The 14,075-nt window shown below is 48.0% G+C and carries 18 protein-coding genes; 15 read left to right on the plus strand and 3 right to left on the minus strand.

Going from position 1 to position 14,075, the window contains the following annotated elements; translation table 11 throughout:
• Nucleotides 1-33: 33 nt before the first annotated feature.
• Nucleotides 34-609 carry an ANTAR domain-containing response regulator gene (locus V7051_RS11110; protein WP_333875033.1) on the minus strand — a complete coding sequence of 192 codons (576 nt, stop codon included), beginning with the start codon at nucleotides 607-609 and terminating at the stop codon, nucleotides 34-36.
• Between the two features lie 356 nt (nucleotides 610-965).
• Between V7051_RS11110 and nirB the strand changes: the two genes are divergently transcribed.
• The 14 genes from nirB (at nucleotide 966) to V7051_RS11180 (ending at nucleotide 10,994) form a co-directional block, all read left to right on the plus strand.
• The gene (nirB, locus tag V7051_RS11115; RefSeq protein ID WP_333875034.1) at nucleotides 966-3,503 is read left to right on the plus strand and encodes a nitrite reductase large subunit NirB; all 2,538 of its coding nucleotides are present in this window, start codon (nucleotides 966-968) and stop codon (nucleotides 3,501-3,503) included.
• Nucleotides 3,503-3,865 carry a nitrite reductase small subunit NirD gene (gene nirD, locus V7051_RS11120; RefSeq protein ID WP_333875035.1) on the plus strand — a complete coding sequence of 121 codons (363 nt, stop codon included), beginning with the start codon at nucleotides 3,503-3,505 and terminating at the stop codon, nucleotides 3,863-3,865. Before nirB ends, nirD begins: the two co-directional genes overlap by 1 nt.
• Entirely contained in the window at nucleotides 3,862-4,779 is a 918-nt protein-coding gene (locus tag V7051_RS11125) for a PhzF family phenazine biosynthesis protein (RefSeq protein WP_333875036.1), read from the plus strand. Before nirD ends, V7051_RS11125 begins: the two co-directional genes overlap by 4 nt.
• A 422-nt stretch (nucleotides 4,780-5,201) precedes the next feature.
• Nucleotides 5,202-5,732: a hypothetical protein gene (locus V7051_RS11130; RefSeq protein WP_333875037.1), complete on the plus strand. Its 531-nt coding sequence runs from the start codon at nucleotides 5,202-5,204 to the stop codon at nucleotides 5,730-5,732.
• A 143-nt stretch (nucleotides 5,733-5,875) separates the two neighbouring features.
• Nucleotides 5,876-6,595: a hypothetical protein gene (locus V7051_RS11135; RefSeq protein ID WP_333875038.1), complete on the plus strand. Its 720-nt coding sequence runs from the start codon at nucleotides 5,876-5,878 to the stop codon at nucleotides 6,593-6,595.
• Nucleotides 6,596-6,683: 88 nt separating this feature from the next.
• The gene (locus tag V7051_RS11140) at nucleotides 6,684-7,217 is read left to right on the plus strand and encodes an REP-associated tyrosine transposase (protein WP_333875041.1); all 534 of its coding nucleotides are present in this window, start codon (nucleotides 6,684-6,686) and stop codon (nucleotides 7,215-7,217) included.
• 203 nt (nucleotides 7,218-7,420) lie between these two features.
• Entirely contained in the window at nucleotides 7,421-7,636 is a 216-nt protein-coding gene (locus V7051_RS11145; protein WP_333875039.1) for an addiction module protein, read from the plus strand.
• Nucleotides 7,633-7,905: a hypothetical protein gene (locus V7051_RS11150; protein ID WP_333875040.1), complete on the plus strand. Its 273-nt coding sequence runs from the start codon at nucleotides 7,633-7,635 to the stop codon at nucleotides 7,903-7,905. Before V7051_RS11145 ends, V7051_RS11150 begins: the two co-directional genes overlap by 4 nt.
• Nucleotides 7,854-8,387 (plus strand): REP-associated tyrosine transposase, encoded by a 534-nt coding sequence (locus V7051_RS11155; RefSeq protein ID WP_333875041.1) that lies wholly within the window; start codon nucleotides 7,854-7,856, stop codon nucleotides 8,385-8,387. Before V7051_RS11150 ends, V7051_RS11155 begins: the two co-directional genes overlap by 52 nt.
• Nucleotides 8,388-8,647: 260 nt before the next feature.
• Nucleotides 8,648-9,175 (plus strand): REP-associated tyrosine transposase, encoded by a 528-nt coding sequence (locus V7051_RS11160; protein WP_333875042.1) that lies wholly within the window; start codon nucleotides 8,648-8,650, stop codon nucleotides 9,173-9,175.
• Between the two features lie 400 nt (nucleotides 9,176-9,575).
• Nucleotides 9,576-9,818: a DUF1640 domain-containing protein gene (locus tag V7051_RS11165; RefSeq protein ID WP_333875043.1), complete on the plus strand. Its 243-nt coding sequence runs from the start codon at nucleotides 9,576-9,578 to the stop codon at nucleotides 9,816-9,818.
• 398 nt (nucleotides 9,819-10,216) lie between these two features.
• A complete protein-coding gene (locus tag V7051_RS11170) occupies nucleotides 10,217-10,441 on the plus strand; it encodes an addiction module protein (protein ID WP_333875044.1) in 225 nt (74 codons plus the stop codon).
• Nucleotides 10,438-10,695: a type II toxin-antitoxin system RelE/ParE family toxin gene (locus tag V7051_RS11175; RefSeq protein ID WP_333875045.1), complete on the plus strand. Its 258-nt coding sequence runs from the start codon at nucleotides 10,438-10,440 to the stop codon at nucleotides 10,693-10,695. Before V7051_RS11170 ends, V7051_RS11175 begins: the two co-directional genes overlap by 4 nt.
• Before the next feature lie 56 nt (nucleotides 10,696-10,751).
• Complete coding sequence (locus V7051_RS11180) at nucleotides 10,752-10,994, plus strand: hypothetical protein (RefSeq protein WP_333875046.1); 243 nt, start codon at nucleotides 10,752-10,754, stop codon at nucleotides 10,992-10,994.
• Between the two features lie 280 nt (nucleotides 10,995-11,274).
• On the opposite strand, the gene V7051_RS11185 is transcribed toward V7051_RS11180, so the two are convergent.
• Nucleotides 11,275-12,489 carry an HD-GYP domain-containing protein gene (locus V7051_RS11185; protein ID WP_333875047.1) on the minus strand — a complete coding sequence of 405 codons (1,215 nt, stop codon included), beginning with the start codon at nucleotides 12,487-12,489 and terminating at the stop codon, nucleotides 11,275-11,277.
• A gap of 493 nt (nucleotides 12,490-12,982) precedes the next feature.
• On the opposite strand from V7051_RS11185, the gene V7051_RS11190 reads away from it, so the two are divergent.
• Nucleotides 12,983-13,207 (plus strand): hypothetical protein, encoded by a 225-nt coding sequence (locus tag V7051_RS11190; protein ID WP_333875048.1) that lies wholly within the window; start codon nucleotides 12,983-12,985, stop codon nucleotides 13,205-13,207.
• A gap of 429 nt (nucleotides 13,208-13,636) precedes the next feature.
• Here V7051_RS11190 and V7051_RS11195 read toward each other — a convergent pair whose 3' ends face one another.
• Nucleotides 13,637-13,825 (minus strand): hypothetical protein, encoded by a 189-nt coding sequence (locus tag V7051_RS11195; protein ID WP_333875049.1) that lies wholly within the window; start codon nucleotides 13,823-13,825, stop codon nucleotides 13,637-13,639.
• Nucleotides 13,826-14,075: the final 250 nt, after the last annotated feature.

The following is a 14,075-nucleotide window of genomic DNA, read 5'->3' on the forward strand; positions in this document are numbered from 1 at the left end:
TTCGTGGTTTTTAGGCAATTTGCATAACCTCAGTTATTTAAGAAGTTCGGCCATGGCGATAATGTTTTTCGCCATTTCGCCGATTGCAATATTGCGATCCATCGCCAGTTTTCTTAGGGTGTGATAAGCATCATCTTCGGTAAAGCCGCGGGTTTTAATTAAAATGCCTTTTGCCCGATCGATGAGTTTTCTTTCTTCAAGCCTGGATTTGGTTTTTTCCAGTTCATTTGTTAGCCGTTGCTGTTCCTTAAATCGTGCCACAGCGATATTGATGATGCTGTTAATGCGGCTGGTTTCGAGGCCGTTGACCACATAAGCGCTGACGCCGGCCTTAACAATCTGATTGATAGTGTCGGTGGTGTCATCGGAGGCGAAAATGACAATCGGGAGGGCTTGGTTCCGGTTAAGGTAATGGATATCCTGGAAATATTTTTTCGGGCTGTCGATATTGAAAATGACAATGTCGATACTGTTGTTCGCCACCAAGGATTGAATGTCTGTTTTAGACGTTGCAGTATTGATGACTGAATAGCCCTGTGTAACCAGTATTTTTTCCAATAACTGATCGGCAGTTTCATCTTCAATAAGTAATATGTTTAAGGCATTCATTCTCAAATAATTAGCACAAATTACGCCATTTATGGAAGGTGACTGGATTAACTGTCTAAGAGTAGTATAAATGAAGTTTCCTTTATTCTTATAGCTGCGGCGTTGTGCCGGATGATGCAAGCTTACTACTTACAGGTCTTATTTTTTATGGGTTATCTTGGTGCGTGGCAGGATGGCAGCGTAATTGTGGTGCACATATAAAGAGCATTGTTTTTGTGACTGCACCATATTGGCCCATTTGAAGGCCTGGTTTCAGTTTAAGGCTTGAACAAATCCTTAGACTTGCTCATTTGTTAATTATGGCACGGGCGTTGCTCTATAACCTCGAACAGCATAATATCGTACCGAGGTTGTATATGAGCATAAAACAAACACTAATCGTCATTGGTAATGGCATGGTCGGGCAGCATTTTTTGGCGAGCCTGGTAGAAAGTCCCATTAAAGAACACTATGAAATCATTACTTTTTGCGAAGAACCCAGAGCAGCCTATGACCGGGTGCATTTGTCGGCGTTTTTTACCGGCACCACGGCACAGGAGTTGTCTTTAGTCGAAGACGGCTTCTTTGAACAACATGGCATTACCATTCATCTAGGCGACAAGGTCGCAACGATTAACAGAGCCGACAAAACCGTAATCTCGGCAAAAGGCTTGACCATAGCTTACGACAAGTTGGTTTTGGCGACAGGTTCTTACCCGTTCGTACCGCCCGTTCCCGGGCATGACCGCGCACAATGTTTAGTTTATCGCACCATTGAGGATCTTGAAGCCATTGCTGCCGCTGCCAAAACAGGCAAGGTTGGTACTGTTGTCGGCGGCGGTCTATTGGGGCTTGAAGCGGCCAAAGCGTTAATGGATTTAGGCTTGGAAACCCATGTCGTTGAGTTCGCCCCGCGCTTGATGGCGGTGCAGCTTGATGACGCGGGGGGGGCGATGTTAAGGCTCAAGATCGAGAATCTGGGCGTGACCGTGCATACCGGTAAAAACACCAGCATCATTGCCGATGGCGAGTGCTGCGTAAATAAAATGTGTTTTACCGACGGAGAAGAGCTGGAAACCGATATCGTGCTGTTTTCGGCGGGGATTCGTCCGCGTGACGATCTTGCCAGGGCTTCCGGCTTGGAAGTCGGCCAGCGCGGCGGCATCGTCATCGACAATCAATGCCGCACGTCCGACGAAAACATTTACGCGATTGGCGAATGTGCATTGTGGAACGGCATGATTTATGGATTAGTCGCTCCGGGTTATACGATGGCGCGCACCGTAGTGGCTGATTTGGCAGGCGATGCCGCGAGCTTTACCGGTGCTGACATGAGCACCAAGCTTAAACTGATGGGCGTTGATGTCGCCAGTATCGGAGACGCCCATGCCAAAACCCAGGGTGCAATGGTTTATACTTACCAAAACGGTGCAAGCGAAGTCTATAAACGTTTGGTGGTCAGCCAGGATAAAAAGCAATTGCTGGGCGCGGTGCTGGTTGGCGATGCGTCGGGCTACGGCACTTTATTACAATATTGCCTGAACGGTATCGAATTGCCGGAAAATCCAGACGCGTTGATTTTGCCACATCGCTCCGACGAGTCGGTCGGTTTGGGCCCGGATGCGTTGCCTGCTTCGGCGCAAATCTGTTCCTGCTATGATGTGACCAAAGGCACGATTTGCTCGGCAATAGAAGGCGGCTGCATGACGATGAGCGCACTAAAAGCCGAAACCAAAGCCGCGACCGGTTGCGGCGGCTGTTCCGCGTTGCTTAAATCGGTTCTGGATTCCGAATTGGCGAAACAGGGTTTTGAAGTCAATACCGATATTTGCGAACATTTTGCTTATACCCGGCAGGATCTTCATAACCTGATCCGGGTCGAAGAAATCAAAACCTTTGCCGACCTGCTGCACAAACACGGCAAAGGCCACGGCTGCGAAATCTGCAAACCCACTGTCGGCAATATCCTTGCCTCGCAGTGGAATGAGCACATCCTGGAAAAAGACCATTTAGGCCTACAGGACACCAACGATACTTTTTTAGCCAACATGCAAAAAGACGGCACTTATTCGGTGGTGCCGCGTATCACCGGCGGTGAAATCAGCCCCGACATGTTGATTGCGTTGGGGCAGGTCGGCAAAAAATACAAACTTTACACCAAAATCACCGGCGGCCAGCGCGTGGATTTATTCGGCGCGCGGGTCGATCAATTGCCGCATATCTGGAAAGAGTTGATAGCTGCCGGTTTCGAATCCGGCCATGCGTACGGTAAATCCCTGCGCACGGTTAAATCCTGCGTCGGCAGCACCTGGTGCCGTTACGGCGTCGATGATAGCGTCGGGCTGGCGATAGAATTGGAAAACCGTTATAAAGGTTTGCGCTCGCCGCATAAAATCAAATTCGCGGTGTCCGGCTGCACCCGCGAATGCGCCGAAGCGCAGGGCAAGGATGTCGGTATTATCGCGACCGAAAACGGCTGGAACCTGTATGTCTGCGGAAACGGCGGCATGAAACCGCGCCATGCGGATTTATTCGCCACCGGTTTGGACAAAGAAACCCTGATCAAATACATCGACCGCTTCTTGAGCTTTTATGTGCGCACCGCCGACCGTCTGCAACGCACCTCGGTGTGGATGGAAAACATGGAAGGCGGGCTGGATTACCTGAAATCGGTCGTCATTGAAGACAAGTTGGGGCTTTGCGATCAGCTTGAGCAGCAAATGCAGTATGTGATCGACACCTATCAATGCGAATGGAAAGCCGCGATTGCAGATGAAGCCAAGCTCAAACGCTTCCGTCATTTCATTAACAGCGACCGGCCCGATGATAATGTGATTTTTGTAGAAGAGCGCGGCCAGATTCGCCCCGCCGATGAAGACGAACGGAAGCATTTTAAATTAGTGGAGGTAGCCTAATGGCTCAGTGGATAAATGTTTGCAGTGTTGATGACTTGCAGCCCGATTCGGGCGTGTGCGCACTGGTTGAAGGCGAGCAGGTGGCGATTTTCTGGATGCCGGAAACCGATGCAAAAGTGTATGCGGTCGGCAATTACGACCCGTTCGGCAACGCCAATGTGCTGTCGCGCGGTTTGATCGGCGACATTGGCGGTCAGCCGGTGGTCGCATCGCCGCTATACAAACAACATTACAACCTGCAAACCGGCGTATGCCTGGAAGATGAAAGCGTGAAAATCCCCGTTTATGCGATCCGCATTGACAACGGCAGCGTTCAAGTCAACCTTTCATCACTGCCTCAGGACGGAGCACAAGCGTTATGAAATACAACTATTACATCGCCGATGTATTCACCAAACAGATTTTCAGCGGCGCGCAAATAGCCGTTTTTCCGAATGCCGAAGGCTTAAGCCAACAGCAAATGCAGTTAGTCGCCAGGGAATTGAACTTATCGGAAACGGTGTTTGTATTTCATCCCAATAAAAAAACCACCAGCCGCGTGATGCGGATTTTTTCACCGCTGGCCGAAGTCGATTTTGCCGGTCATCCGATTATCGCGACCGCGTTTGTGTTGGCAAGTTGCGGCGATATTCAGTTGAATGAGGCGGTTACGCCGATGGTTTTCGAGCAAAATACCGGGCCGGTCAACGTCAATATTTCCGCTGAAGACGGCAAGCCCAGTTTTGTCCAGTTCACCCGTAAAGTGAGTTCGGTTATCGATTATTTCACGCCCAGCGATGAAGACTTGGCGAGTTTCCTGGGCATACAGCCGTCGGAGCTCGACCATAAAAAATACGCGATGCGCTTGGTGTCTTGCGGCGTTCCGTATTTGATCGTTCCGGTTTGGCGTTACGAAACCGTAAGAAATGCAAAATTCAATTACGCGGCCTGGAGCCAGTCGATAGCCCCGCAAACCGCGGCCCAGGAAATCCTGCTGTTTTCTCCTAAAACGCCGTATGCCGATGCCGATTTCAATGCCCGTCTGCTGGGGCCGAGAATCGGCATTCATGACGATCCGCCGGTCGGCAGCGCGATGCCTGCGTTTGCTTCGTATCTGTGCTCATTCGATTTTATGCAGAAAGGGACTTATACGTTTACCGTGGATCGTGGCGATGGTTGTAACCGACGCAGTGTGCTGAATTTGGAAATGGATCATAAAGGGGAGAATACGTTGACTATTCGGGTTGGCGGCGCGGCGGTTATGGTGGCTGAGGGGGTTATGGATATTCCGGGGTAGGGGGATTTGATTAAATGTGAATACGGCTGTAGATGGGGTTAAAGAGTTTTAAAGGTGTATTTTGGGTTTGCTTAATTAGGTTACTATCAAATAGTTCAATATTTATAGTATCTTGCCTAGCGGATCGCAGGAGTGGCAATATACACCTGTGATTGAAATCAAAATACACCTAAAAAGGTGCCTACTTAACGTTAAGCCCCACGATTGGGTAATCGTGTTGATTTTAAACAAAAAAATTGCCAAGTTTTGCGTATCAGAGATCGACCAGTCGCGTGGCCTAACGCCTCGCTCAAGCACACGCTTCATCAACTATTGATGATTTTTTAAAACGCTAAGATGCCCGAAAAACTGTGAAACTTTAACGCTCACAGAGAAGCGGTGCTTAGCTCGAAAACGTTAGCCTAACAAATAGGGCTCTGAGCATGCCACGAAACATAATAGTAAATGCATACGCCGAGTGGACCGCTTTTTCAGCAACTAGATCTGGCGCACCCATCAAATCAAGAAAAGCTGTATATCCACTAATAAGAAAGCCGGATTATCGTAAGTTGTTTGATGGACCAACTATTAGCCCAGAAGAGTTCTCGGAATGGCACAAAGTGAGTACCGAAGAAATAGCAAATAATAGCGCGCTTCCAATTGGATGGGCCGCCAAACTTATTAACGTTTACCTAAAAACACGAGTATATGTGGGACGTGAGGGCGGGGATAACTTGTATACCCTTATCCATCCACCAATCGATAACGGACTTTGGGATGGTATTGAAGAATACTGTAAGCGTGAAAACCTCAAAGAAGTGAAACAAAAGATATTCACAGTCAACCGTATCAAAGATATCGATACTTACGCCAAATATTTGGAAATCATTGGTGGCTGTCGCGAGCTGGCTACCTATATGAAGTGTGAGTTGCTAGAGGTAGAGCAGTTGTGGGAAGGCACAAAATTTAAATGAAAATGGCTAACAAAATGGTCAAAAGGACGCGCCGCTCGTTGGCGGTTTTAAAGGTTAGCTTTTTAATCTGGTTCGGCGGTTTCGTTTGGCTTCCTTTAGCGGCGCACCCCTTCACTTTACGTTAGAGCTTTAGAAGGTCGCGTATGCACTTTTCAGTTAAAGAAAAAGAAACAATTGTCAAAATATCCTCTGGGGTAATACACGATCTGCCTAGTTACCTCGCTGAAACGGTGCCATTGAAAGAAGAACGCAATACGTGGGCTACCTTTATGGGAGGTGTTGTAGAAATCCCATCTGGGATCACTGTAAAAATGATTGAGGACGATGATGCGCTGGCTAGAGAGCTATCCATATTTATCGCGCTTTGCTACAAGCTACAGAGTTTCCAACTTCTGCAGATTCTTGAAAACGCGGCACCGAAATCAATTCCTCCAATGCTCATGCGTAAGTATCCGTCGGGGGCGCAAATTCCGCCAAAAATAACTAATTTGTTCGTTAACAATAGGAGCTTTGAGGTTGTTCCGTTCAATGAGCTTAGCGTGCTAATTAGTGATGATTACCTGACCGCAGAAGAGAGAAACCTGCAGGACGAACGCAACGCTAGAGAAAAGGCACAAAGAACGACTGTCATTGTTGCTGTAGTGAGCCTCTTGATTTCTACTGCAACATCGGTCGGTACCACATATTTCAATTACAAAACATACTCAACGGAGCGGAAGGTTTCGATAGCCAACCTCGACGCCATTAAGTACCCAATTCCAGTGTCAATACTGCAAGCCTCAAAATCGGGCGAGGTTACTGCTAATGGCTCTAACCACTCGTTGCAGGGGACGCTACGCAAAAATTCCGCGCAACGTCCCTGAATTGCGCTGGTTCCCAAGCTTCAGCTTGGGAACTCAGTCCGGGAAGCTGGAGCTTCCCGTCCACGATCACCACACAAAGGGTGCAGCCATGCCTAGAAGCCGCTATCGCGTCCAATGCAACCCTTGTCCGCACTTCCTAACAGCAACGGTAAACCACTGGCTGCCGTTGTTTACCCGCCCGGAAACCGTCAATATTGTGCTGGACTCTTGGCGTTTTTTACAGCGGGACTCGGGCTTCCAGCTATACGGTTACGTCATCCTTGAAAATCACCTGCATCTTATCGCCGCTTCGGAAGATTTAAGCCGTGATATGCAGCGATTTAAATCTTACACGGCGAAGCAAATCATTGCGCATCTGGAACAATGTCGCTCAGTCAAGCTGTTGGAGCTGCTGGCGTTTTTTAAACGCGCACATAAACAAGACACTATCTATCAGGTATGGGAGGAAGGTAATCATCCGCAAATCATCGAGTCTGAGGCGGTTATGCGTCAGAAGCTGGATTACATTCATCAAAATCCGGTGAAACGCGGCTATGTCGATCAACCGGAGCATTGGCGCTATTCCAGTGCGCGTAATTATGCCGGACAGACGGGGTTGATTGAGGTGATACGGGCGTGGTGAGTGATCCGGGAAGCTGGAGCTTCCAAGACTGGATTCCCAAGCCGGAGCTTGGGAACCAGCACAAACAAAAATTTGATTGGAAGTTACAAGTCTTGCAAGGTGCATTTTCCTGAGCAGAACAACAATCCGCTAAAGCTGGTGGTTGTTCTGCCCTGAAGTTCTGTATGATATGGTCTACACAACAGCATGGTGAGGTGTCCACTATGAACCAAAAACAGTTATTTGATCAGGCGTTAAGCCTGCCGTTGGCGGATAGAGCGGCTTTAGTTGAGCAACTGCTCGCCAGTCTTGATCGGCCCGATCCGCAAATTGACGAATTAATAGCCATTGAAGCCGAACGCCGAATCGATGCTTACGACAACGGCGAAATGCGCTCAATACCTGCCGACCAAGTTTTTAGCCGATTGGAATCGAATTGAAAGTCGGTTTTCTCGAAGCGGCGGAATACGAATTGCAATGCGCAATGCATTACTACAACCAGCAAAAACAAGGCTTGGGGCATGAGTTTCTTGCAGAGATAAAAGCCGCAGTAGCCCGTATAACCGACTTTTGTACTGGTTCCCAAGCTCCAGCTTGGGAACCCAGTCCGGGAAGCTCCAGCTTCCCGTCCACGATCACCACACAAATGGTGCAACCATGCCTAGAAGCCGCTATCGCGTCCAATGCAACCCTTGTCCGCACTTCCTAACAGCAACGGTAAACCACTGGCTGCCGTTGTTTACCCGCCCGGAAACCGTCAATATTGTGCTGGACTCTTGGCGTTTTTTACAGCGGGACTCGGGCTTCCAGCTATACGGTTACGTCATCCTTGAAAATCACCTGCATCTTATCGCCGCTTCGGAAGATTTAAGCCGTGATATGCAGCGATTTAAATCTTACACGGCGAAGCAAATCATTGCGCATCTGGAACAATGTCGCTCAGTCAAGCTGTTGGAGCTGCTGGCGTTTTTTAAACGCGCACATAAACAAGACACTATCTATCAGGTATGGGAGGAAGGTAATCATCCGCAAATCATCGAGTCTGAGGCGGTTATGCGTCAGAAGCTGGATTACATTCATCAAAATCCGGTGAAACGCGGCTATGTCGATCAACCGGAGCATTGGCGCTATTCCAGTGCGCGTAATTATGCCGGACAGACGGGGTTGATTGAGGTGATACGGGCGTGGTGAGTGATCCGGGAAGCTGGAGCTTCCACGACTGGATTCCCAAGCCGGAGCTTGGGAACCAGCACAAATTATTAACGCTGTAAGGTGGATTCGCCATTAGGCAATCCACCATGATCGGAGCCTTGAACTTGATCCCCTCTCGGATTCTTCCAAGGGGGATTTTTTATGTTCGATTATATTGGATATTGTGCGTTGATTGGCGGTTTGCTGGCGCGAAACCGCCCTACGCCTATACTACATTTATTTGCTGATACGGAGCCGGTATGCCCAACTATCGACGCAACTTTGTGACGGGCGGATGTTATTTTTTTACCGTTAACCTGTTGGAACGGCAACGGACCTTACTAACCGAGCATATTGATTTACTGCGCGATTCGGTACGCCGGGTGCGTCGTTTGCATCCCTTCCATATTGATGCTTGGGTAGTGTTACCCGATCATATGCATTGCATCTGGACATTACCGCCGGATACCGATGATTTCCCGATGCGCTGGCGTCGGATTAAATTGCTTTTCTCCAAAGGATTACCGCGTACCGAACGTCTATCGGCGACACGACAACGCCGCGCCGAACGCGGAATATGGCAACGACGCTATTGGGAACATACCATTGTTACCGAACTGGATTATGCCCAACATATTGACTATATTCATGTTAATCCGCTCAAACATGGCTATGTGCAACGGGTTTGCGATTGGCCGCACTCAACGTTTCATCGCTATGTTGCCGATGGCATTTTGCCTATCGATTGGTGCGGCGATATGGATGATTTGCCGACTGTTTCGGAATGACCGACCGTAACTCGTAACCGTTCTAAGTCAGGTAGGGTACGCGTCGCGAAACCCAGCTTCTGATGTTGACCAATGCTGGGTTTCATTGCATTCAACCCAGCCTACAATTTGGTATCGTATGCTATTCTCAAGATTGATTGACAATGGGGAGGCGCGGTCCAATTCGGTGGGTAAATGCCGCGTTTTACACAACGATGCGGGAAAAAGCGGAAAAAGGGGTTAGGTTACTTTTCCACACCAATATGTAACTTGCTTTCTTTAGCCCTTTTGATAATTGGTGGTTTTCGACGCGAGATAGCCTTCATGACTTGGTTTATATTAATCTGCATTGACAGCGCCTAACCATTTGGGCTACTTTGGCTTATCAGAATTCAAACGTCCGATAGGGCGGGATAAATCCATGACCACGATTACTTTTGACACACACAAATTTATACGCAAATTGCGAGATGCGGGTTTTGAAGAAAAACAGGCCGAGGCGGTAGCGGATGCTTTCCAGGAAGCGCAGTCGGAGTCGCTTCCCGTGACGCGCGACTATCTTGATTCAAGATTGTTTGAACTTGAAAATAGAATGGTTAAGTGGGGCATCGGCTTGGCACTGGGACAGGTAGCGGTAATAGCCGCGCTGGTTAAGTTGCTATGAATTCTTTAAATTATTAACGCTGTACCGCGGATTCGCGCTAGAGACTGTGAAAGTATTTTTGAAAATATGACGCATATTATTTTAGTGACTTCTAAGTCATTGTCTTATTGATCGTGGGAGGGGCTTTAGCCCCGACTTTCGGGGCTAAAGCCCCTCCCACATGAATACTTTCACAGTCTCGCTAGCAATCCTCCATGATCGGGATGGATCTATCTGATCCCCGTTTGGACTTTTCCAATCGGGGATTTTTTATGTTCGATCGTCTTGGATATTGTGCGTCGATTGGCGGTTTGCTCGGCAACTGCTCCTGCGTTGCTCTACCTCCTGCATCCATGCAGTCGTGGCGCGAAACCACTCTACAACGTTACAATTAAAACTTATCGTTTGGAGAGAATGTAATGGCAACACAATTTGAAATTCTGGAAGCTGAGGTATTAAAACTTGTACCCGCTGAGCGTGCGTTGTTAGCGGAACACATCATCGCCAGCCTTGATGAAGATAACGAAATCGAATCCGCTTGGGCTGTTGAAGTTGAAAGGCGTGTTGCCGAGATCGAGAGTGGAGCAGTTGTCGGCATGGCGTTCGAAGAAGTGATCGCACAAGCTCGTGCAACTTTGAAGTGAACGTAATCGTTCACCCGGCTGCTACGGCCGACCTGAATAATGCGGCGGCTTTTTATTCTGAGCAGGCAAATAAACAGCTTGGCTTGGCATCCATCACAGAGTTTGAAAAAGCAGCCTCGCTTTTGTCGGGAAATCCGGAGTCAGGTACACCATGGGTTTATGGTGCACGCCGCTTTGTTTTGCGCAGGTTCCCTTTTTACATTGTGTATCGTCTTTTTCCTGACCATCTTTTCATAATAGCAATTGCGCATTAGAAACGTCGCCCTGGCTACTGGCATCGGCGAAAATAATAAATTTGAGGTTGTGCATTATGACTAAATCGAAAGCTAACATTGTTGCCAATACATACCCCTCCCTGGCTCGCTGGCTGGAAACATACGGTACAGTTGAGTTTGGCTACTGTTCTCAGAGCCGTTCGTTTGTTCGTGCGCTTGATGAAGGCGGCATGGTTTGGAAAGGACGACCTAGCTATAATTCTTTCGATGAAGCCTTAGTTGATTGTGAGGCTGGAATTGGTCGGTGGCTCCGCGAGGAGTTAGGGGAGAATATTTGACATGGCGCCTAGCCGGGTACGTTGCGCGTACCGTTGTTCAAATTTCGCGGCAGTTGATAAAGCGAGGTCGAGTGGCCCCAAGGGGCAGTTCCTTGGGGTCACTCGACCGCAACTAACGCTGTAAGGTGAATCATCGTAGGGGGATTCGCCGTTAGGCAATCCGCCATGATCGGAGCCTTGAATCTGATCCCCCGCGGACTTTTCAAAGCAGGGTAAGGGCGCATCGCGCCCTTTTCGATATCGTTGATATTCTAAAGTTTGTAAATGGCCCCATGCGGGACTACATGAATTTATTGGGGTCTATGTTCCATTTGGCTGAAGACTCGTAGTTGACAATTTTGTCGCCTCCACCTTGGCCCAGTGGCTTTGCCAAGTCGATGTCATTCGGGGTGATGAAATAATTTTTCTTGGCATCAAAGATGATACGCACCAGGGGGCTGGTCATATCCGTTTCGTTCTGTTCGATGACGACACCGATCTTGCCGCTTTCCAGCATCACCAATGTGCCGACCGGATAGATACCGACGGTGCGAATGAAGGTGCGGAGCAGTTTGGGGTTAAAGTGGAATTTGCTCCATTCAAACATTTTCCTGACCGCAACTGTAGGCTCCATGCCTTTGTGGTAGCAGCGATCAGCGGTAATCGCATCGTAAACATCGACGATGGCTGCCATTTGTCCGTAGACCGACATTTCCGAATTCTTCAGTCCCAGCGGGTAGCCGCTGCCATCAAAGCGCTCATGGTGCTGGGAGGCTACATCAAAAGACACCTGGGCGATGCCGGGCGACTTTCTCAGGATGCTGCAACCATGCACTACGTGTGACTTCATAATAACGAATTCTTCTTCAGTCAACGCGCCGGGTTTATTCAATATTTCATTCGGCACTTTGGTTTTACCGATGTCGTGCAACATGCCGCCGACGCCGAGCTGTTTTATTACGTCATGATTAAAATCCAGGGCGTGGGCGAAAGAGATCAGCAATGCGCCCACACTGACAGAGTGGAGAAAAGTGTAGTCGTCCTTGTTTTTGATCCTGCACAAGCTAAGCAGGGCGTCCTTATTACGCAGTATCGAATTGGCCATTTTCTCAACCACGGGGTCAATCCGCTCCATTTCAATCTGCTTACCGATGCGCACATCGTGCATGATGTTAGATATGATCTTATTAGCTTCACCGTATACTTCTCTGGACCTTTTAAGCTCTTCATTCAACGTGGAGGTTATTGTGATCGGCTTGGTTTGTTGGACCATTGCTATCATTTTATGCTCAATCTCGGCATTAACTTCAGTTTCGGTGGGCGCATCAATTACATCCAGCCCTTTAAGCGTGTCGATATACACTTCACGGACACCGAGGCCGGCGATTTTTTCGATTGTTTTATCGTTCTTGATCTTGAGCGCCCCCACCAGAAAAGGATGTTCCATCCAGACGCAATTTATATCGTGAATGAACATGCCGGGTTTGAGCTGTTGGATACTAATTTTTTTGATCATGAGGGTAATTCTATCTTCAAAGGACTTGTTCAACCTTAAAAAGTGAGCATCGCATAATCCTGTTAGGACTTTATCTTGCTTATAAGTGCATGAATAAAATTGATTTTTTAAATGTTATACTGTTTCCAGTTCTTCAAAAATCGTATGTTTTTAAGTCGGGTAGGGCACGTAGCGGCTCATAACGAACACAGGATGACCTGCTTATTTTTGAAATATTTTAACGGGCAATTCACCTCAAGTATTAAGATTTTTAACACAGTTGTAACTTGCTCTACCGCTGCATCCTTGCAGTCATAAAGCGCCAACTTTGGGTGATTGGCGATTTGCTGGGGCGAAACCACTCTAAAGCTACAACGTTGATGAGTTGTGCATTTGTTTAAAACAACTGCATGATCATGCAAAAACTAAAGGGCTGCTCCCTTGGTTTCATTTTTAATTGTTAATGGGTAACTGTACAATGACTATCAATTGACATAAACAAACGAGAAGGGCTATGAAAAAACTTAACTTCATACTGATAGCAACAATCATTGCGTTACTGGCAGGATGCTCAAGCGCTCCAACACTAGGCGATCAAATGGTTGAGCGCGGAAAAAAACTCGTTAACGAAGGCAATGCAGAATTGGAACAAGGTGCAATACTGGTTGAGCAAGGCAAAGCCAAAGTTGAGCGAGGAAACCGGATGATCGAAGATGGCAAACAGGTTGATGCTAAATAATCTCTTTTTGCTATAACACGTAAATTGACGGGCAGCGAATAGACTGGATGGGGCTTATGGAATCCGGGGCTCCGATCGGCCCTACGCAACTTCCGTAGTCTGGTAGATAGGGTATATTGTTTGTGTCCGCTATTTTCAGGCTCTAATATGACGATGGGTTTGGGTTTTATTCGTCGCTAACGCATCATCGAATACACGGATGTCAGGCAACGAAAATCTGTTGCCTGAATTACTGGACTTAAATGATTATCAGGGCTCACCAACCGCGGTGGCATAAATGGAACCGGAGTTGAAATCAATATTGTCGATGCTGGGTGACTTCTACTTCTACCGGGGATCTTTACAGTTGCGTTTTATCAGTATCGCCCACGATTTACTGGCGCAGTATATTGTTGTTGACGTAAGCTATCTAGGGTTAGCGATTAGGCACTACCACAACAGTACCGCCGCCTGAACCTGCTTTACCTTTGGCTCCGGTGCTTCCCCGATTCCCTTGATTTCCGGTAGCGCCCTGTTCACCTGCTGCTCCGGTGTCTCCCGTATTGCCTTGATTACCTGTTGCGCCGACTTCGCCGGTAGCGCCAGTGTTTCCTTGATTGCCTGTTTCTCCTTGCGCACCTGTATATCCCGTATTGCCTGTATTGCCTTGGTTTCCGGTATCGCCTTTAAGGCCAGTGTATCAGGTATTGCCAGTGTTGCCTGTATTGCCTTGCGGCCCCATTGGGCCAGTACAGGCGCTCAGTCCGAGCACGAAAAACAGCATAATTGAGAGTATTGAATATTTCATGACGATTCCTTGTGGATAAGTTACGCGGCTAAAAAGGCCGTGTAATTAACTATAACCGGATGAGCATACTGCGTCTGTTCG

It is taken from the genome of Methylobacter sp. (genome assembly GCF_036845245.1).
GTDB lineage: Bacteria > Pseudomonadota > Gammaproteobacteria > Methylococcales > Methylomonadaceae > Methylobacter_A.